Genomic DNA, 20,763 nt, shown 5'->3' on the forward strand with positions numbered 1-20,763 from the left:
TTGTTTCTTCAATAGCAACACAGAATCTCATTAAAGCTTGTCGAAATGCGCGCTTGAAGTGTTGCGTTTCTTGAGTCACTTCTAAGGCAACTGTATAAAAACACAGTTGTCTGACTCTGTCAATGGCAGCTTAACGTTATCTTCGTCGTACCGTAGTTTGCCAAGTTGGTGAAAGTCGCGGGTCTTAAGCTTTGCCTCAAATGGTACTGCTGCCGAATGCCCATCAGTTTTAAGAAGTTGATACCTCCCGACCAAGGCGACTTGGGCTGCGTAAGGCTGACGAGTTGATTGCAGAGCTAGATACAGTGCCTTGTTCCTTCTTATGGAGGTTTTCACGAATCATGTGCTTCATGGTTGAGGCCGAGGGTATCGAACTGTGCCAGCGCTGTTAACTTTGTATTCCGAGGAGTTGAACTCTGGAGGGTTTACGTCCCGCATGTTATTCTTAGCTACAAGTTACCGTTTCGCAACATTCATTAGCCTTTTTGCTTCTAACATTTAAGTCACGCCAATCGCGCTGTTACGTTGCCATGTAAATTTGCTGGACTTATACGCAACGTGCTTTGGCGTGGCAATTTGAAAGCCACTCATGAGCGATTCCACCACCAGTGCGTCCGATTCAGGCGCATTCCCCTCCAGCGTTTGGGTTCGCTTTTTGCGCTCCTACGGGCCAACACCCAATAACCTAAACCTATTTGACGAATACATCACGACCGCGGTGAGGCGAGCGAAGATTCAGCCGTTGACGTTGACGAGTCCGCAGCTAGCTCAGATATTGGATCGTGTGCGCTCTGGTGAGCCTGGATCTGTTTTAGTCGCTGGTACAGCTGGCGACGGAAAGACCTATCATTGTCGTGGGGTATGGAGTGAATTGGGTGGTGATCCCAAAATTTGGGCAGACGACTCGACGATCAAGGAGTTGACTTTGCCGGACGGGCGCTTGGTCATTTTCGTCAAGGACCTGAGCGAGCTTAGCGACGAGCAGAGCGACGAGGTTCTGGCTGTACTGGAAAATTCCGCGCTCGGTGAAGAGCGAGAGCGGTTTGTTGTGATGGCAGCGAACCACGGCCAAATCCTGGAGCGTTTGCGCGACTTGGGGCGTCGGCAAGACCGAGAGCATCCGCTGCGTAAAGCTCTTCAAGATGTGTTCTTGATGACAGGGGAGGCGCCTGGCCGGCTGGCTGTGTTCGATCTGAGTAGAGTCGCGCGCCGGGAGTCGTTGGAAGAGGTCCTGTCCGCTGTGGCGGGGCATCCGGCCTGGGACAAGTGTGGCTCCTGTGTTTCTCGCTCGGAAGGGCGCGTCTGTCCTATTTATGAGAATCGAAGCCGCTTGCTGGATCCGGACGGTGGCAAAAAGTTGGCGCAACGGTTGGGGCATTTGGTTGAGATCGCTCGGCAAAACGGATGGCATTTACCCGTTCGCGACCTGCTTGCGTTGGCCTCCAACATGATTCTTGGACACCCCGACGTCAAAGAGAACCTCATGGTCTGCTCAGATGTCCCAAAGCTCCAGGATGATGGAAAGATCGAAGGCGCTAGCATCTATAACAATGTCTTTGGCGCGAATTTGCCGAAGCGCCGCGCGATGGAGCGGCCCGTCTTCAAGGCGCTGTTGGCGTTTGGAGTGGGGGATGAGACTTCCAATGGCGCCGACGGTCTGTTGGTGTATGGCGCGGACGACTCTAAACTAGTCGGCACGTTTGAGCGCTTGATCGGTAACGATCCTATTTATGGCGCGACTGATGGCTACCGTTCTGACCTTCATCAATACCTCGAAGGGGATGATTCTGCGCGCCAAGATCGGGGGGCGGATCACTTCGTTCAGCGTCTTGTTTCTCAACGGCGCCGCATGTTCTTTACGCTGCCGGACGAGGAGAGTGCCTATCCATTCTGGAACATGACCGCTTTCCGTTTTGGTGGTAATTACCTTGAACTGATGACGTCGTTGGCGGAGAAAAAGACCATCAACGAGTCCGTTCGGGCTCGGTTGGTTCGAGGGCTCAATCGAGTAATGACTGGCCTGCTGATTGAAAACACCGACCGTATCTTTGTCGCGAGCTCTGGCGGATTCTCTCAATCGCGAATCAGCGTGCTATGCGACACGGAGACACCGGCTAAGCGCGATCGAACTGGCGCTGGCATGATGATTAAACTAGACCAATCATCGGGGCTACCGAGTCTGGACATCGCGCTAGCGGCCGGCAAGAGCAACTCTTCTGCGTTACAGGTGACTCCAATTCGATTCGAGTTCCTTTGCCGTGTGGCCGAAGGTGCCTTGCCTGGAAGCTTTTCTAATGAATGTCTGGAGGACATGCTGGCGTTCAAAGCCAAACTATTGCGCAAAGCGGAAGTGCTAAACAAACAGCAGCCAGACGGCGAGGAAGATGAGCCGTTCGAAGAGGAGGGCGCGTTGATGCTTAAGTTTATTGACATTGAAAAAAATGGCCACGGTTTCTCGCGGTCTGTGACTGTGAGGGTTGATCTGTGAGCGGTTTGATTAAAGATGTAGATTTCGCGGTAGACGAGCGCATTTGGGGGCATCGGCTTTACGATGAGCAGCTCCCTCATTTGACGGTTTTGGAATTTTTGTGCGTGTTCGGCTCTAACCTGAAAAAACCTTTAGTCGATGGCGCAGCTGATGGCGTGACCTATCAGCCTCAGAGGCAGTTTAGATTGCGCGAGTTGCTGTTTAATAATCCGATTGTCGAAATGGTCCGAGGCCAGGCCATATCTGATGAAGATAAATGGAAGCGCTGGGCCGAAATCTTCAAGGAAGAGAGCTTTAATTCTCGCGATGAAGACATGTCTTACTTGCGTCATGTCTTCTCCACTTTCGAAGACTTTGCTCGCGCAATTGAGCTGCTTCGATCTTCTGCGTTTGAGGCGCGAAGCAACAAACGCTGGAGCTCGAAATTTGTGTTCCCGTTCGGCCCTGACGCCTTGTATGAGGACCTACGCGTGGACGCAAAAGGAGGAGCAAGTAATGATCGGCGTTTCTTTGCTCGAACTGGCGAACTCTTGTATCTCATGCTGAGTCGAGCGAAGAACGGCCCACTGTTGGGGCAGCAATTGGCAGAGCGCTTGTTTGATTCAAGCGCACCTATGAACCGCCTGGTTAGGGCGATGCAAGGAGAGCCTCAGTTCGCGTCGCAGCCTCGCATGATTCCTCATCACCACCTACCTTACTCGGAACTGGAAAGATTTGATCAGCTCTGCGATGATTGGCTGGCAATTCTCTCCTTGGACATGCCGGTCTATGACGCTTTGGAGCATTTGATAGCTATCACTGGGCTGAATCTGCTGCTTTACTTCTTGGAACGCGCCAAGGCTCAACTAGGCGACGAACGCCCAGCCGAATTAGTGTGTGAGATCGTTTCTCGCGAGCGAACTAAGGTGCGAGCTATTTCAGGGGAGTCCTATCACGCTAACCAATCACTTTCGCCCGCTGCAGTGCGCGCGGCGATCGAAAAAGTTCAGAAAGAACCGCGTTGGGTTGAGGCTGAGCAGTCGGATCACCGAAGTGAAAGGTGTGCTGAAATTCTCCATGAACTGTTCCAGTGGCCGCCACTTGGCGGTGCTAACGGCAAGCCGGGTAAAGCGTTGGTTGATGAGTTGATCGTGAGCACGTTATCGCGTCATGAACAACATTTTGGGAAAATTCACTCTACCTGGTCGCGTGCCATTGGTTTGAGCTCGCGGCGGTCGTCAAGGCGCTATCGGTATGCACCCAATGATGCGTTATTGAAATCGTTGGTCGTCACGATTGTGCCTGACCGTATGCAGTTTGATGAATTTTTGACTGAAGCCAAGCGTCGCTATGGCATAGTCATTGGGGATTTCGAGGGGAATCATTTGGTCACGAGCAAAAAAATCGATCAGGAAGCGCTTGGCGACAACCGCCAGAATCTAGAGGCGCGTCTCGTAGGGCTTGGACTCGTTCGCAGGTTGTCAGACTCCTGTTCGTTTGTTGAAAATCCGTTTGGCTCGAAGGAGATGATCTGATGACGCTGGCGGATCGTATTGTGGGACGTGTTGGCGCGACCATTTTGGCCCAGCGCCTGGAGGATTCCAAGCAGGACAATGAGTCTGCGTCGCTTTTCAGACTTGACAAACTTTCGGCGGGACAGATCGCCTCGGTTGTGAGGGATATCCTCGACAATCCTGCACTGGCTGCCAAAGTTGATTTGAAAATCCCGGCGGTCTTGGTCGCCGATGAAGGGTTGCGTGCTGACGCCTTGACCGATCTAAATGCGGGGGCGGTCCGAAATGGTGGTACCAGCAAAGAAGCTCTGTTGACCGCAAACGGCAACGAGCACAATCTGGCTGACACCTTGGGGCACGTTACGGCCTTGGGCGCCAAAGAGTTTAGGGCGAATGCCGACGCATGGGTTGATGCGACCTGCAGCGTTGCAGGCATCACGCTCACGGCCGATGATCGCTTGGTGTTTCGCGCGTCCTTGAAAGGGCTCATCGGGGCCTCTGAATTTTCCTTGGCACAGCTCGGCGATTTTTGCGAGACGATCAGCGAGGCTAATAGAGTGTCTGGCCACGCAATTCGCAATGCTATCGGCTGGGCTTTGCCTTGCGTTGGCTTACCGCGTGATACGCCCTTATTCGCCAACTCTAGGACATACGGGCAAAGTGTTACCCCTTGGCGCAAGGCATTCGAAAAATTGGTATTAAGTCGCGCTCCTTTGTTGTCAAAACTGAGAGCCAATGGGCAGCCTCTTGACACCGAGGAAATGACCGCCCGACTCAATGAGAGCGCCGAGATCAAAGAGCATGCACGGCCTGTCATCGCCGCGTTCATCAACGCGTCTCAGAACGAAGATACTGCGGCGGCAGCATTTGCTCAGCTGGAGTGGGAGCTCGATGGCGCGTATTTGATCTTTGACAAACCACGCGATCGACAGCTTGGACTGGCTGCTGCCACTCTGCAATTTTTTGACTATGAGTTTGACAAGCCAGATGCGCTCGATGTTCGTTGGAAGAAGCATTTAGAGGACATGGGCGCTCGCGAGAAGAAGACTGAAAGTGTTGAGGAAGAAGACGAGGAGTTTTATCAGCTCCATCGTCAATATCTCGAACATAACAAGGCGCTTCACTCTCGCTGGGAAAAGCTCATTTTCGGCAAACCGGTGGAATGCTCTGACTTCCTCGAAGGGTTCATGAGCGTGGCTCACCAGTTGGTTTTGTCAGCAGGTGAAGCTAAGCACGAGCGAATTCTGCGCTTCTCGGCGAATAAAGGCCGCAAGGAATGGCGCGAGAAATTTAACCACGACGTCGGCGCCTATTTCTCGTCGATGTATCGAGGCCTCAAAGAGCTGATGGGGGCCAAGGTTCAATGGACAGCTTGGAAAACGGAGAGCGCCAAAACCGCGGAACTCCCAGATCCGCTTTTCTCTTACCCAGCGTTCTTTGAGAATGAGCGAAATAGCTACAAAGGCAAAGCAGATATCAAAGAGGTGACCTCTCTTGCCCGCCCTGCTATGCAAATTCGGTTTGATGTGTCATTGATTGAGCGCTCGAAAGCAGGCGAAGAGGTGGTCGGTAAGACCCAATTGATCTGGACTTTCAAGCCGGATGCAATCGGCCTGGCGCTCGTAGATGATATGGACCGTTTGTTGAAGGCTGGCGGCATTGCGTGTACAGACGTGCCGCGTCGCCTAGTGAGCAAAAAAGGTGGTGTTCAAAGCGTATCCTTGTTAGATACCTCTACCTTGGAGGCCACTTTCAATCGCGATGCCGGCTCGCTGGTTCCATCCTCTAGTCGAATTAAGAGCTTGAAGATCAAACAGCGGATCAATGAGTTGACGAGCGAGGGGCGTATTAGTCCAGAGCACAAAAAAGAGCTTTTGGCGACGTGGGAGACGTTTGAAACCGACTACGTCAGCGCGCTAGGGGACTTTATTAAATCCGGGTTACACAGTGAATCCATCCTGCGGCAAGCGGAGTCATTTGGGCGGTTGCTCACGATGCTAACCACTCACGCACGCGGAGATGTGTGCCGCTCTAAGCTGGTTTCGGAAATTCTGTCGATCAGCACGGTGAGAGTTCTGGGTGATCAACCTAGCCTCATCATTCCTCCCTGGCATCCGGAGCGAATGAAAGCGTTAGCGGTGAAGATTCGGCGCGTCGCTGGTTTGGTGTCGCACTTCCTGACCACCGAGGTCCAATTTGGCGATCGGGGCATTTTCTTTCACGAGTTCGCGGAGGAGCTGTCGCACCCGTTCTATCCAGAGGTGGCGGTGATGAATCGCGGCTCTACGCCTGTGTTGGTGTCCGAGGCGGGAACGCTCAACGGGTATAGCTTGCTTGAGCGGCCGGTTAGAGAGGCAGATGACTCCCTGACGGACGCTGACCCGTTGGCAGCCTCTAAACAGGTGCGCGAACTGCTGGAGCGCTATATCACTTTGCAGCCTCACGAGGCAAACGATTTGAATGTACTGCTTTACAACTCTGACGCGGCGGAGTTGCCGCTGGCGGTGGTGCGAGAGCTGTCCGGTATGCAGACTGACGCGGCGTTCCAATGCGGCGTGTCGATCCGTCACCGGGACCCTGAGAAACTGCGTCAGGTTTACGCCGAACTAGTTAGCCAGTCTGGCGACGATCAGAACCTGCCTGTGGTTTCCGAGACTTCTGAGAACTTCATTTCCAAGTTGCGAGTTTCGGTATCTCCGGCCTCGTCTACACCACTCGCGGGCGAGGATGGCTTCAAGCCGTTTGATGTCGCCTTCTTGCATGACGTAGTGTCGAGGACCGCTTCGATTGAGTGGTTACCCGTGGAGTGGGCTAACGATCGGCCGACATTAGAGCATGCGCCATCGCGTTGGTCGTACCGGAGCGTGTCGGGAGAGAACGAGCTCAAGTCCACCACGTTCTTGACTTGCCCGTGTCAAACCTCGACGGGGTGGGCGTATATCAATGCAGTCGCTGCCGTGGATCGTCAGACGGACACTCCGGACGGAGCTCGGTTCCTGCCCGCGCGTCGAATTTCTTTGCAAAGTTCTGAGCTGAGTGACACGATGAATGACGCTCACGCCTTGGCCGAGTGGGTCGCTACCTATGACGAGCTGCTTGACAAGCGTCAGCTGCAGGCCAACGATATTACGGTGGTGCGCTATCGCAGGGCCTCCACGAACGGCCGGAACATGATCGTCAGCTCTACGTCCGAACTGCGGTTGTTGAGTGTGCTTGTGCGACGCCGCCTGGCTGAATTGGCCCCCGACCTTGAAAGCCCAAAGCTGGATGAAATTACGCATCGCATGAAGAAGGATGCGTTATCGATCTCTGGAGATGTAGTTCTGCGTGCTGCTAAGCGTGGCGTGTCCGCCGGAGAAATGACTGGTCTGGTGCTGAGCCGATACTTACTTGAGAATGAATTCAAGAAAATCGCCAACGTATCGAATAGCCGCAGCCTTAGCGTCTTCTTCCTATTGGATGATTATGCTGGTTGGCTCGCTCAGAAAGAAAGCAGGATCGCTGATATTCTGGGGCTTTGCGTGCAGGAGGTGGATGGAAAGGTCCACCTGCACATTGCCGTCGTCGAGTCGAAATATGTATCCTACTTGAACGCCGCTGAAGCAAAGCGCTCGTCAAAGTCGCAGCTGATGGCAACCCTATCAACATTCCGAGCTGCTCTTTTTGGCGCTCCAGGTCGTCTGGATCGTGATGTGTGGCTAGGACGATTGGCTGACCTACTGATCGACGCGGACATTCCTCCTGGTTCCTCTGGGCTGTTAGAGCGCGCTCGTGCGAGCCTGCGCGATGGCGCGGCGGGACTGTCGCTTCGCGGTTACTCGCATGTCTTTGTCCATTCGACCGATCCGGGTGGGACTCAAATAGAGTGTGAGCAAGTTGAGTTGGACGAGACCGACGGCTTCCATGCGTGGCAAGAAGTCTTTGACCGCGCGACGGTTCGGGAACTCTTGTTTGCGTATGCGTCTAAAGACGATCCTTCGCCGATCCGTGAAAAGCTTGGGTCTGAGCGCCCGTGGAATAACGTCGAGATTCGCGAGCCGGCTGAGCGTGTGGAATGGTCCGCATTGATTGAGCAATTGCCGTCACTTGCGGAGAAAGAGGATGAGCCGAGGGCGGGTGTTCTGGAAAAAAATCATGTGGCACCGCAACCGCAAATTAGTGTTTTGGATGTTGGTTCCACTGAGTTGATCCGGGAGGCATCTGTACCTCAAGTCATCGACGTGAGCGCGTCTGCTTCAGATACCGAGGGCCATCTGTCCTTGCTCATCAAGGCAAAAGCAAGCAGCGCTTCCGGTATGGTTGATGAGCGAGCGACATGGGCTGAAGACATCACGAAAAAGCTCAAGGCCGCGTTAAACGGGTATGGACTGCAAGCCGCCGTGCTTGGAACCAGACTGACGCCAAACGGCTGTTTAGTTCGTTTAGCAGGCTCGGACCGTTTGCGTGTGGAAGATGTTGAAGCGAAGCGAATGCAGTTGCTGACGACCCACGCGATTAGTCTGGTGACCGTGCAACCTAAACCTGGAGAAATCGTGGTGTCCATTGCTAGTGAGAGGCGCCAGGCAGTTTCGCTGTGGGATATCTGGGCAACGAGGGCGATTAACCGCAATTCTGCGGGCATCAATACCTCGTTTGTGTTGGGGTTGCAAGAGGTCAATGGCGCCGTGCTTTACCTCAATCTAGGAGGTGAGTTTGGAGGCCTGGGAGGTCATGATCCGCATGCCTTGGTGGCTGGCACTACCGGGAGCGGAAAATCAGTCTTGATCCAGGCGTTGATGCTGGACATCGCCGCCACCAATCCGAAGGACTTGGCTCAGATTGTGTTGATAGATCCAAAGATGGGCGTGGACTACAGCGCACTGGAAGATTTACCGCATATGCGAGAGCCGATCATCACCACCCGCGAGCGCTCGACAGAAGTCCTCAAATCACTCGTCGATGAGATGGAGGCGCGTTACAAACGGTTCGCCGAGGTCCGGGCTCGCGATCTAAAAACCTACAACATGAAGATGACTCTGGCTGACCGCCTTCCATTGGTCTTCCTTGTGCATGATGAATTTGCGGATTGGATGCTCGATGATAACTACAAAAGCGATGTCAGCGCGGCCGTTCAGCGACTTGGCGTGAAAGCCCGCGCCGCCGGAATTCACTTGATCTTTGCCGCGCAGCGGCCGGACAAGGATGTCATGCCTATGCAATTGCGCGACAATCTTGGGAGCCGCTTGATTTTGAAAGTGTCCAGCGAGGCGACCTCTAAGATTGCGCTGGATCGCCCTGGCGCTGAGCTTCTGCTGGGACGCGGGCACATGGCCGCCAAGCTCAATGGTGAGCAGGGTTTGGTGTTCGCGCAGGCGCCATTCCTAAGCGATGATGACATTGCTCTGGCGGTGGAAGCAATCCGAAAGGACAATGCGTAAAGAAAAAGCCTCGGGAGAACCCCGAGGCTTTTTTTTATGATCATACGTTGCAGGTAGGCGTAGCGCTTATTTATGACAAATGGCGCAAGACCCATTGTTCTCATCAATGCCATAGATGTCGTCGATGTCATCAACTGTTTCGACAGGACGAAGGGGGTTGACTGGACGACGCTTCAAATCCCGTGCCTTGCGCTCTTCGAAGTCTTTCACGATTTGGATGACCCTCGCAGGCTTCTCCAGATCTGTTAGTGGCTCGCCATGCGACCAAGTGAACGGAGATCCATGCTCCAGTGCGTCCTTCTCGTAAGCCTTCGCCACTTCGAACTCATCGGGATGGCGTTCTTTTAGGCGCACCCATTCGATCTTCTGCTGGAAAAAGCAGAAGGTACAACCGCTGCGGGACCGCCAATCGTAATAGGAGGGGATGCCAACGCCTGAGGACGCCAAGATATCCATCACGGCAGCTTTGTCGATGCCTCCTTCACGGAAGGGAAGCTTCACCTTCAAGTTAGGATGCTTGGAAGCGTAGCCTTCACGATATTCTTCGTCTGCGCGAATGGCGACGTAACTGGTGACACTGTCGCCAGCCGCCAACATTGGGCGTACCCACTGCTCAAACGGTGCGAGCTTCAATTGGCGCGTGCACCAGCGCGTTTGCGCGGACGGCAAAAAGTGGTTATATTCGCGCAGCCAAAAATCGAAATCACGACGAGGGTTCAAGCGCGCGATCGGTTTGCCTAGGAACCCCTCCAGCCTTCCGAGGAACTCATAGACTTCGGGGAGCTCCTTGCCGGTGTCGGTGAAAAAATACTCTACATCCAATTCCGGGTAATGTTGGCGTACATAGACCGCAAGAGCAGCGCTGTCTTTGCCGCCGGAAATCCCAAGCACATATCTTTCAGCCATTCGATTTCTCCGCTTCTTCCTGCGCAGTTAGGCGCAGTCCGGTTCGAGCGAGCACGGCCATAAGCGCGTCCACGCCTAATCCAGCGCTTTTCAGTTTTTCGACTAAATCATCTGCGACACGGTCCACGGCGGCGCTATGTCGTTCAGACAGAGCGAACTCGCGCGACAGCGTTTTGGTTTGAGCTCCGGTGCCGATTATCACAGCGAATGCTTCACTAGTCGGTGCACGCCCTTTGATCGCCACATAAGGCTCGCTTTGACGGAATTTTTGGGCGACTTTGGACATCTCCAAAATAGCGGTGTCAACGTCTCGGTCTGTCCAATCTCGCGTCGGTTTGTTTACGGCTAAGCTCAGAATGCCTTCCACGCTTTGGCGGCTACCATCGTGCTTTGCCAGGCGACCATAGAAAGCCTCCAAACGCAAGTCGCCGTCAATGCCTACCAATGCCTCGGATCGGGAGCGAAGGCGATCTAGCTGGTCAGCCGGCGCGTCAAGCGCGTTAAGCATGGCCGATTCAACGCGATTCAACATTGCGGCATAGGCTTGAGCCAGTTCAAGCACTGGCCCGCGAAGCTCTTCGATATACGTTTGTGGGCTAGAGCTATCCAAGATGGCCGCCAAGTCCACAAACAACACTTTGTGAGGGTCGCTGGCCTTGAGTAAAGTGTCGCGGATCGCTCGGGCACGCTCACTTAGTTTTTGCGTTCGCTGAGCCCATTGCGGAAGGCCAAACATAAGCGCCACAAGCCCCCTCGCAGCCTCTAGCGGATCATTTGCCGAAGCCGGCGCTCCCGCCTCACGCAGAATGTCGGCAATGCCTTCGAGGATTTGCGTCTTCTTCTCATCAATGACAATCCAGCGTAGGGAAAAGCGACGCGGGTCTTGTAGGTATTCGTCGATGTCGGCATCGGTGACACCAGGCACGAAGATCCCATCTTTGTAAACCGCGACATTGCCTTTATGTGCTAACAAGAATGCGGTCAAAAATACAGGGATCGCGCCCGCACGCACACCAAATGGAGCGGCAGCCCAGCGCTCATGGATTTCCACCGCGCTCACGCGGCGACTCACATCTGTGAATAGCGAGCGCGCGGCTTCCCAGATGCCAACGAAGGTTGGGGCGAATTCTTCGGATGGTGGCATAAACCGAAGCAATCCATCTGCGGTCTTGCGATGTAATCCCACGCTTCGCAGAAGCGTCTCATAGAGCCCGCGCTCCGCTGGATAGCCGCTGATTCCCAAATTCTCTTCGTTCTCATTGTCGAGCATGCGATAGAGTAGGTCGCGGCGAGCCTTCACGCTATTGCTCGACAAGCTTTCACGGTTAATCAGCTCGCTCCAATACTGAGGTGCCTCGCTGTAGAGCGCGTCCGCTAGTTTAGAGGCGATCCAGGAAATGCTCAGGCCTGCGCGCTCCTCTTCGCCATTAATCGCCCACTTTGCGTTTGCGACGGCGGATCGCAATTGCTCTTCTAAGTTAGCTCGCACTTCGGTAAGGCGGGCCTGTACTTCGCGTCGGGCGACCGGATCACCGCTCAGTTCGTGCCGGGACTGCACTAGTTGCAGGGCCAGCAGCTCGGCGCCTAAGGAGTCGATTTTCGCGTGATTGGAAGGCACCCCGACAGCTACAGGCCAAGGTGCTGTTTTCGAGGCCGCATGAGCGACCTTGAGCGCCTCCTTTGCATCAAGGTTCCTCTTGGGAAGGCTTAGCAGGAACAGGCCAAACTCCCCACGCTGCGGTGCGAAGTTTTCCGCGATCGAGCTCGCGTCTTCTAAGCGACAAATCTGCATGTTCATCCATCGCATGGCGCCGGTCTCGTGATAGTGGCGTTTCGCTACGACTGGATGCAGGTTCGACAGAGCGGTGAGGAGCTTATGATCGATGCCAGCCATAGACATGCGCGCTTGAGATAGCGCGGCGTCAATGTCGAAGTCACTTCCCTCAAACACCGACCAACTGGAGATATGGCGCTTGAATTGAACAACGCGCCATTTTGAAAGTTGCTCTAACGCTTCTTCGACAGTCTTCGGAGATGCGTCAAAGAACAGGGCGTTCAGCACATTCCCGTCAGCGGCTAACCCAGATCCGTTTCTGAACAGATCGATGATGGCGATATTTTTTATGAGCTCGACGTGCAGCGGATCATTGGATCGCGCCTCGGTGCGCTCGACGGCCTCGACCGCTTGTGACCAGCGATGACCGTCGGGAGACGCGAGAATCGCCGGCTCTAAATTTGAGCGGAGATAGTCCCAGTAATTGTTGGGGCGATACCAGGAGGATTTGTCGCGCGGGGTGTTCTCTAGATATGAACGGAAGCCATAAGGCTCCACCGAAGCTAGGAACCCAAATGTGCTGCGCTCGTTCTGGCCAAACTGTCGCTTGGAAATGGGACCGAGGAGGGCTGCCATCGCCGGGTGCAGCGGCCAGCACGCCTGCAGGCTTTGCGCGAAATGGCTGCCGACAGCGGGGCGCCGCTCCCGAATCGAGCTCGCGATCGCCTCGGATGCGCTCTCCATCCAGTGAGGAGCCTCCGGAACTTCAATAGCTTTGCCAATTAATTCGACCACTTCGTCGCTTGCGGCGACAAGGGGGATGTCTGCGTATCGACCTTGTACCTTGCTCCAATCCTCGCGCGTGTCAATGCCAAGTCGAGCAGCATACTGGCCAAACGATTGGTGCAGAATGCCCACGATGATAACTTTACCGTCTGCGCGTGCGGCGGCTTCGGCAAGCTCTTGGAAGAAATACACATCCTCGCCGAGGCCGAGCGCGGCCGCTTCGAGGAATTTCCCCATTTCATCGATTTCGATCAGCACACCGTCGAACTGGCCGCGCGTCGCCTCGCGGCAAATGGCCGCGATCACTTCGGCAGCGGTGGGCGTTTGCCCTTTCTTCGTCTCGACGCCTAGTCCTACGTGGGAAAGCGCTGAATTGAGCGAGGTGACGACGTTCGCGCGCTTGCCAACGATCGGCAGAGTAAGCCAGCCTTTATGCACAGGGAAGGCGTTGTCAAAGACTACAAGGCTATCAAGCGGGAGAACGCTTCGTGCCTTCGCTCGGAGCTTGCGATCGCGGGAGAGAGCGCTGGCGAACGCGATGGCGAGCGAGGACTTTCCGCCACCAAAGGGGCCGGTCCATGTAAAGGCGCGTTGATTGCTCTCCAAGATCTGCCTAGACATGCTGTTTAACACGGACGTGGCTGTACCGTGGCAGATGTAGCCTTCAAGCGCGTCATGCCGACCTAGGTCAATGTCGATGCGAATCGATCGCTGATACTGCCGCGAAATCCGAACGTAGTCGGACAGCATCTCTTCTTTTGCGTCACTCATAGGCTTTGTTGATGAGGCTCTTCTTGAATTTATCCGTGATGTCTTTCATGCGGTGGACTTGCCGCAGTCCTGCGGTGTCGGTCCACGCGAACGTGCGCTGTGTTAATGCCTCAAGGCTCAACAAGCGTTCTGCGACGGAGTCTTCGTCAAGTTTGAACACACGTCCAGGAGAACCCTCCGCGTAGGCTATCTTCTCGAACGCTAATGAGGTTAAACCTGGCGCGGCGTTTTCCCAAAAATCGGCGAGGGCATATGCGAACATGCCATCTGTCAGCGTCGCTTTGGGGCCACGTCTAAACGAGAAATGCCCTTTGTGCTCTTCACTGATCAGCCCAAGCTCGCCAAGCATTGGCTCGGCGAAATCCTCTGGACTTCCCCCAGCAGTGCGAGGCGCATAACTACGCAGACAGGTTTCGATATCGCGCGACAAAGTCGAAGCGGAGAGCCTGCGTTTTGGGTCCAATTCGCGCGCAAAAGCCGCTAACGGAAGCTCCAAATCCTCTTTGGAAAATGAGGACGCGGTCACATGATTGAATAGCCAATACCATGTCGTCGCGCGATTCGCTTTGCCAGCCAACCACCAATGGGCATACCAAGCGGTTGTCGGATGCTCTGTATAGGGATCCAAGCCATCATCCGCGAAGATGGCACGCGCCATAGGAGGAATCACATATAACGAGCTGTCGTCTGAACTTTCCCGTAAAACATCGCAGGCCAATGCCCAATGCCGGATAGCTGCAACCATATTCTTGCCGACCCCAAAGGCCGCAATGGCATCGTCAGCTGTGAAAGTAGTCTTTTTAACGTTCCCATTTTCGGCTTGGTCGTATGCCTTCTTCAACCACATTTGCCGAAGCGGGAAGGTTTCATGCCCCGAAAAGTGAGGAGTGTATCCCTTTGACAATATTTTGGCTTTCATAAAAACATTTTAACCCGGACTGGAGAATATCACCAGTGGGCACCAAGGCCTGAAGAGGCCCACGAGAATCAATGTTTTGATAACTAAGGCGCCCACACCAACCTCTCGACGAAATGTCTACAATTTACTGCTTGCACATAGGAGAAAGCATCATAGCTTCAACTCGCTCATGGTACTGTAATTATATACAGTGTCGCAATCTACATGTTTGATGGGGGAGACCTTCCCAGCGTCATTTGTTGGTAGGTTATGCCACGTCGATCACTCCAACCCCTTTGCTTGTGGAGCGGGATTGCGTCTTGAGCGTTGGGTAGACTCTGTTGCAAATCAACACCGAGAGCTCATTCGTCCCAAAAAAAAGCCAACCTTACGGTTGGCTTTTCACTATCGGTTGAAATTTGACGGGCGCATGAATTCCTACGAATAGGTCAGTCGCACTAAGTGGCGTCTTTTGGTCGCAAGTTAATGGCGCCAGTTGCAAATACTCTGGCGCCCTACGGCACTAAAAAGATTTAAACGTCAATATTCCCCGCGCGCAGCGCATTGTTCTCAATGAACGCACGGCGCGGCTCAACATCATCACCCATCAGCGTAGTGAAGATCTGGTCCGCTGCAATCGCGTCTTCGATCTGTACTTTCAGCAGGCGGCGTACGGTTGGGTCCATGGTGGTTTCCCACAGCTGTGACGGGTTCATCTCGCCCAGACCTTTGTAGCGCTGTTTCGAGACCACGCGTTCGGCTTCGTCACGCAGCCATTGCATGGCTTGGTGGAAGTCAACCACGGTCGATTCCTTGGTACGCTCGCCTTCGCCGCGGCGTACGTAGGCGCCTTCGCCGATCAGGCCTTTGAAGGTGGCGGCGGCGCTGGCCAGTACGCTGTAATCCGCGCCTTGCACGAAGTCGGCATCAATCGCGCTGACTTTCACGTTACCGTGGTGCATACGCTCGATCCACAGCAGGTGCTTCTCCGACAGATCATCCGAACGCACCGATACTTTCACGGCAATGTCGTTGATCTCGGCAGCCAGGGTGCGGGCCGAGGCTTCGGCTGCTTCCTGCGTGTCCAGGTTCAGCTGCACGCCAGTCATGATGGCGGTCAGTGCGGCGCGGTCGATCACGCGGGTCAGGCGGGTCATGATGACGTTGGCCAGGTTGAACTGGCGTACCAGCTCGCCCAGTGCTTCGCCTTGAATCGGCTCGGCGCCTTCGCGCGGGGTCAGTACGGCGCTGCTCAGCGCCACGTTCATCATGTAGCCGGCTTCTTCCGCATCATCTTTCAGATAGCGCTCGTCGCGGCCGGCTTTCACTTTGTACAGTGGCGGCTGGGCGATGTAGATGTGGCCGCGTTCCACCAGCTCAGGCATCTGGCGATAGAACAGGGTCAGCAGCAGGGTGCGGATGTGGGCGCCGTCGACGTCTGCATCGGTCATGATGATGATGCGGTGGTAGCGCAGCTTTTCGACGTTGAATTCGTCCGGGCCGATGGAGGTGCCCAGCGTGGCGATCAGGGTGGTGATCTGTTCCGACGACAGCATCTTTTCGAAGCGCGCCTTTTCCACGTTCAGCACTTTACCGCGCAGTGGCAGGATGGCCTGGAACTTACGGTCGCGGCCTTGCTTGGCCGAGCCGCCTGCGGAGTCACCCTCGACGATGTACAGTTCGCACAGCGCCGGGTCGCGTTCCTGGCAGTCCGCCAGTTTCGACGACAGGCCCAGGCCGTCCATCACGCCTTTACGACGGGTCAGGTCGCGGGCTTTACGGGCCGCTTCACGCGCGCGCGCTGCTTCAACGATTTTGCCGCAGATGATTTTGGCGTCGTTTGGTTTTTCTTGCAGATAGTCGGACAGGGTCTTGGCGACGATCTCTTCGACCGGGCCGCGCACTTCGGACGACACCAGCTTGTCTTTGGTCTGCGACGAGAATTTCGGCTCAGGCACTTTCACCGACAGCACGCAGGTCAGGCCTTCGCGCATGTCGTCGCCGGAGATTTCAACCTTGGCCTTTTTGGCGAAGTCGTTCTCGTCGATGTATTTGTTGATCACGCGGGTCATGGCCGCGCGCAGGCCGGTCAGGTGGGTGCCACCGTCGCGCTGCGGGATGTTATTGGTGAAGCACAGCACCTGTTCGTTGTAGGCGTCATTCCATTGCATGGAGACGTCGACCGAGATGGTGGTGTTCTGGTCCGACTGGCGTTCGCCGGTGGCCTGGAACACGGTCGGGTGCAGCACGGTCTTGGCTTTGTTGATGTATTCAACGAAGCCGCGGGTGCCGCCTTCAAACGCGAACAGCTCTTCCTTGCCGGTGCGCTGGTCGGTCAGTTTGATGTTGACGCCGTTATTCAGGAACGACAGTTCGCGAATCCGCTTGGCCAGGATTTCGTAGTGGAATTCAACGTGGGTGAAGATTTCTTCGTCGGCCCAGAAGTGGACGTCGGTGCCGCGTTTTTCGGTTTCGCCGATGACTTTGATCGGCGAGACCAGCACGCCGTCGCGCGTTTCCAGCTCACGGTTCTGTGCCACGCCGCGCACGAATTCCATTTGGTGCACTTTGCCGTCGCGGCGTATGGTCACGCGCAGCAGTTTGGACAGTGCATTCACGCACGATACGCCGACGCCGTGCAGGCCGCCCGAGACTTTGTACGAGTTCTGGTCGAACTTGCCGCCGGCGTGCAGTTCGGTCAGCACGATTTCGGCCGCCGAACGTTTTGGTTCGTGCTTGTCGTCCATTTTCAGGCCGACTGGAATGCCGCGGCCGTTGTCGGTGATCGAGATCGAGTTGTCCGAGTGGATGGTAACGTGGATCTCGGTGCAGTGACCGGCCAGCGATTCATCAATCGAGTTGTCCAGCACTTCAAACACCAGGTGGTGCAGGCCGGTGCCGTCCGAGGTGTCACCGATGTACATGCCGGGACGTTTGCGGACTGCTTCCAGACCCTCGAGGATCTGGATCGAGGAGGCGCCGTATTCTTCGTTCTTTGGTACTGGTGCTGCGTTCTCTTCGGACATGTGCTGCTTTCTCTAAAATCGATTACTTAAAGGCTGTGCTGGGCTGCTTAAATGCGCATCGGCATGACGACGTATTTGAAGTCGGTGTTTTCCGGGATCGAAATCAGCGCCGACGAATTGGAGTCGCCCAGTGCCACATTGACCTGGTCGCATTTCAGGTTGTTCAGCACGTCCAGCAGGTAGGTGACGTTGAAGCCGATGTCGACGCTGTCGCCGCCGTAGTCGATTTCCAGTTCTTCCACTGCCTCTTCCTGGTCGGCATTGGTGGAGCTGATTTTCATGCTGCCCGGGGTGATGATGCAGCGCACGCCCTTGAATTTATCGCTGGTCATGATGGCCGCGCGTTGGAGCGAGCGCAGCAGTTCATCACGGCCGATGGTGAATTCGTTTTTGTAGCCCTTCGGGATCACGCGGGTGTAGTCAGGGAACTTGCCTTCCACCAGTTTCGAGATCAGCTCGATGTCGGCAAAGGTCAGCTTGACCTGGTTGGCGGCGATGTCCAGTTGCACTGGCTCGTCGTTTTCTTCCAGCAGGCGCTGCAGTTCGATGATGGTCTTGCGCGGGATGATGACTTCCTGGCGCGCGAACGACTGTTCGGTCTCGACCTGGCAGAACGCCAGGCGGTGGCCGTCGGTGGCCACGGCGATCACGTTGTTACCATCCAGGACCAGCAGCAGGCCGTTCAGGTAGTAGCGGATGTCCTGCTGGGCCATCGAGAAGTGCACCATGTTGAACAGGTGCTTCAGGGTTTTCTGCGGCAGGGTGACCGAGGCGCTGTAGCTGTCGGCTTGCTGCACGGTCGGGAACTCCTCAGCCGCCAGCGTTTGCAGCGCGAAGCGCGATTTACCCGACTGTACTGCCAGGCGCTTGTTTTGCAGGGTGATGGTGACGTCGCCCGATTCCGGCAGCGCGCGCAGGATGTCCAGCAGCTTGCGGGCCGCCACGGTGGTGCCGGTGACTTCCGCACCGGAGCCGATCTCGGCGTTGGTGGTGATCTGGACTTCCGTGTCAGTCGACAGGAAGGATACGCTCTCGCCCTCTTTGCGGATGAGGATATTGGCCAGAATCGGCATAGTGTGCCGACGCTCGACAATACCGCTCACGATCTGCAGTGGCCGGAGTAGCGTATCTCGGGTGGTTTTGACCAATTGCATAGATTATCCTCAAGTAAAAATTTAATATTGTTTCAATACTTTTTGCCTTGTGAGCAGGCGGACAGGTTTGACTAAATGATAAAGCCAAAGCCTGCCTCAAGCTAGCCCTTGAGCGTTTGTTCCAGTACGTGCAGCTCGTGGTTGCATTCCGGATTTTTGGTGCGGTCCAGTGCGATCTTGCGCACGGCGTGCAGCACCGTGGTGTGGTCGCGGCCGCCGAACAGCTCGCCGATCTCCGGCAGCGACTTTTGCGTCAGTTCCTTGGCCAGGTACATGGCGATCTGGCGCGGGCGGGCGATGTTGGCCGGCCGGCGTTTCGAGTACATGTCCGCGACTTTGATGTTGAAGAAGTCGGCCACGGTTTTCTGGATGTTTTCCACACTGATCTGGCGGTTCTGCACCGACAGCAAATCCTTCAGCGCTTCTTTCACGATATCGATGGTGATGTCTTTACCGTGGAAACGCGAGTACGCCAGAATTTTGCGCAGCGCGCCTTCCAGCTCACGCACGTTGGAGCGCAGGTGCTTGGCTACGAAGAAGGCGACGTCGTCGGAGAAGGTGACCCCCTCTTGTTTCGCTTTCTTGAGCAGAATCGCCACGCGCATTTCCAGCTCCGGCGGCTCAATCGCCACCGTCAGGCCGGAGTCAAAGCGCGAGATCAGGCGGTCATCCATGCCGGTGATCTCTTTTGGATAGGTATCCGAGGTGATGATGATCTGCTTCTTGGCTGCGATCAGCGCTTCAAACGCATAGAAGAACTCTTCCTGCGTACGGCTTTTGCCGCCGAAGAATTGAATATCATCGATCAGCAGCATGTCCAGCGAGTGGTAGTAATGCTTGAAGTCGTCGAAACCCTTGCGCTGGTAGGCGGTCACCACGTCGCGCACGTACTGCTCGGCGTGGATGTAGCGGATGCGGGCGCCTGGCTGGTCGGCCATCACCTGGTTGCCAATCGCGTGGATCAAGTGAGTTTTACCCAGGCCGACGCCGCCGTAGAAGAACAGCGGGTTGTACGACACGCCCGGATTGTTGGCCACTTGGATCGCGGCGGCGCGCGCCAGCTGGTTGGCCTTACCGGTGACGAAGCTGTCGAAGGTCAGGTCGGTGTTGATCTTGCTTTGCTCGCGGCGCGGCGGGGCCGAGGCCGGCAGTTCCGGCACCGACGGCGCCGGGTCGGCCATGGCCATGCGGGCATTATTGCTTGGGGCGCCGCCATTGTGGTCCGGTACCGGCGCGGTGGTCGTGGCTTTGCGCGGCATCGCCAGGCGCGGGTCGAGGATGAACTGCACCTCGGTCGGCTGCTCCCAGTACTGGCAGGCCAGCGCCGTGATGCGGCTGGCGAACTGGGTCTTCACCCAATCCAGCTTGAAGCGGTTGGGCGCGGCCACGCGCAGCTTACCCGCCTCGTAATCGATGGGGATAAGCGGCTTGATCCAGGCGCTGAATTGTTGCGGCGTCAGCTCCAGCTCCAGCTGGGCGGAGCAGGTCTGCCAGAAATTTTCCATGAATTGCTATCTTGTTCTATTTGGTGCTTACTGCTGTATAAGGGTGTGGGCAACTTTGAAGTTTTTCACACGTAACGCGCTATTCTACTCTCGCTCGCCACAGTTATCCACAGGCGAAACAGGATTTTTTCGCAGTTTGGGGGCGCTTGGGACGCTAATCCGGGCTAGTCTGGTGTTGACAAGCGGGGGCGAAATGCTGATAATTCAGGGTTCCCCGCCCGTATTCCTTGTTTCTTCACATGGATATTAATATGGAGTAGCGAGGATTTAGCGGGCGATGAGATGGACCCAGCTTGTGCCGGATAGCGTTGGCATAGGTGCGCGAAGTGTCATTGGCACCAAAAACTGACGGGCCGTCTGACCCGATTTTGCATTTTTTTTGCTTTAAGCGAGACCAACATGAAACGTACTTACCAACCTTCCGTTGTACGCCGTAAGCGTACCCACGGCTTCCGCGCACGTATGGCTACCCGTGGTGGCCGCCAAGTGCTGAACGCACGCCGCGCCAAAGGCCGCAAGCGTCTGGCTGTATAAGCTAGTCACTT

Annotated in this window: 10 protein-coding genes; 4 read left to right on the forward strand and 6 right to left on the reverse strand. The window is 55.4% G+C overall.

What is annotated here, in order from left to right; translation table 11 throughout:
* Nucleotides 1–589 precede the first annotated feature (589 nt).
* The 3 genes from GTP46_RS22955 to GTP46_RS22965 are packed head-to-tail and all read left to right on the forward strand — an operon-like array spanning nt 590 to nt 9,398.
* Entirely contained in the window at nt 590–2,488 is a 1,899-nt protein-coding gene (locus GTP46_RS22955; RefSeq protein WP_161008951.1) for an ATP-binding protein, read from the forward strand.
* Nucleotides 2,485–4,002 carry a hypothetical protein gene (locus GTP46_RS22960; RefSeq protein ID WP_161008952.1) on the forward strand — a complete coding sequence of 506 codons (1,518 nt, stop codon included), beginning with the start codon at nt 2,485–2,487 and terminating at the stop codon, nt 4,000–4,002. The genes GTP46_RS22955 and GTP46_RS22960 overlap by 4 nt, the downstream gene beginning before the upstream one ends.
* Entirely contained in the window at nt 4,002–9,398 is a 5,397-nt protein-coding gene (locus tag GTP46_RS22965) for an FtsK/SpoIIIE domain-containing protein (RefSeq protein WP_161008953.1), read from the forward strand. The genes GTP46_RS22960 and GTP46_RS22965 overlap by 1 nt, the downstream gene beginning before the upstream one ends.
* A gap of 66 nt (nt 9,399–9,464) precedes the next feature.
* Here the strand turns inward: GTP46_RS22965 and GTP46_RS22970 are convergent, their stop codons facing one another.
* The 6 genes from GTP46_RS22970 to dnaA all read right to left on the reverse strand — a co-directional run bounded on the left by GTP46_RS22970 (nt 9,465) and on the right by dnaA (nt 20,218).
* On the reverse strand, nt 9,465–10,304 hold the full coding sequence (locus tag GTP46_RS22970) for a phosphoadenosine phosphosulfate reductase family protein (RefSeq protein ID WP_161008954.1): 840 nt from the start codon (nt 10,302–10,304) through the stop codon (nt 9,465–9,467).
* Entirely contained in the window at nt 10,297–13,635 is a 3,339-nt protein-coding gene (locus GTP46_RS22975; protein WP_161008955.1) for an ATP-binding protein, read from the reverse strand. The genes GTP46_RS22970 and GTP46_RS22975 overlap by 8 nt, the downstream gene beginning before the upstream one ends.
* Entirely contained in the window at nt 13,628–14,554 is a 927-nt protein-coding gene (locus tag GTP46_RS22980) for a DUF4007 family protein (RefSeq protein ID WP_161008956.1), read from the reverse strand. Before GTP46_RS22980 ends, GTP46_RS22975 begins: the two co-directional genes overlap by 8 nt.
* A gap of 512 nt (nt 14,555–15,066) precedes the next feature.
* Nucleotides 15,067–17,559: a DNA topoisomerase (ATP-hydrolyzing) subunit B gene (gene gyrB, locus GTP46_RS22985; protein WP_161008957.1), complete on the reverse strand. Its 2,493-nt coding sequence runs from the start codon at nt 17,557–17,559 to the stop codon at nt 15,067–15,069.
* Nucleotides 17,560–17,606: 47 nt separating this feature from the next.
* Nucleotides 17,607–18,713 (reverse strand): DNA polymerase III subunit beta, encoded by a 1,107-nt coding sequence (gene dnaN / locus GTP46_RS22990; protein WP_161008958.1) that lies wholly within the window; start codon nt 18,711–18,713, stop codon nt 17,607–17,609.
* Between the two features lie 101 nt (nt 18,714–18,814).
* Nucleotides 18,815–20,218, reverse strand: coding sequence for a chromosomal replication initiator protein DnaA (dnaA, locus tag GTP46_RS22995; protein ID WP_161008959.1), 1,404 nt, complete (start codon nt 20,216–20,218; stop codon nt 18,815–18,817).
* A 399-nt stretch (nt 20,219–20,617) separates the two neighbouring features.
* Here dnaA and rpmH point away from each other — a divergent pair, with 399 nt between their 5' ends.
* Entirely contained in the window at nt 20,618–20,752 is a 135-nt protein-coding gene (gene rpmH / locus GTP46_RS23000; RefSeq protein ID WP_040378179.1) for a 50S ribosomal protein L34, read from the forward strand.
* Nucleotides 20,753–20,763: the final 11 nt, after the last annotated feature.

The organism is Duganella flavida, assembly GCF_009857445.1.
Classification (GTDB): Bacteria; Pseudomonadota; Gammaproteobacteria; order Burkholderiales; family Burkholderiaceae_D; genus Rugamonas; species Rugamonas flavida.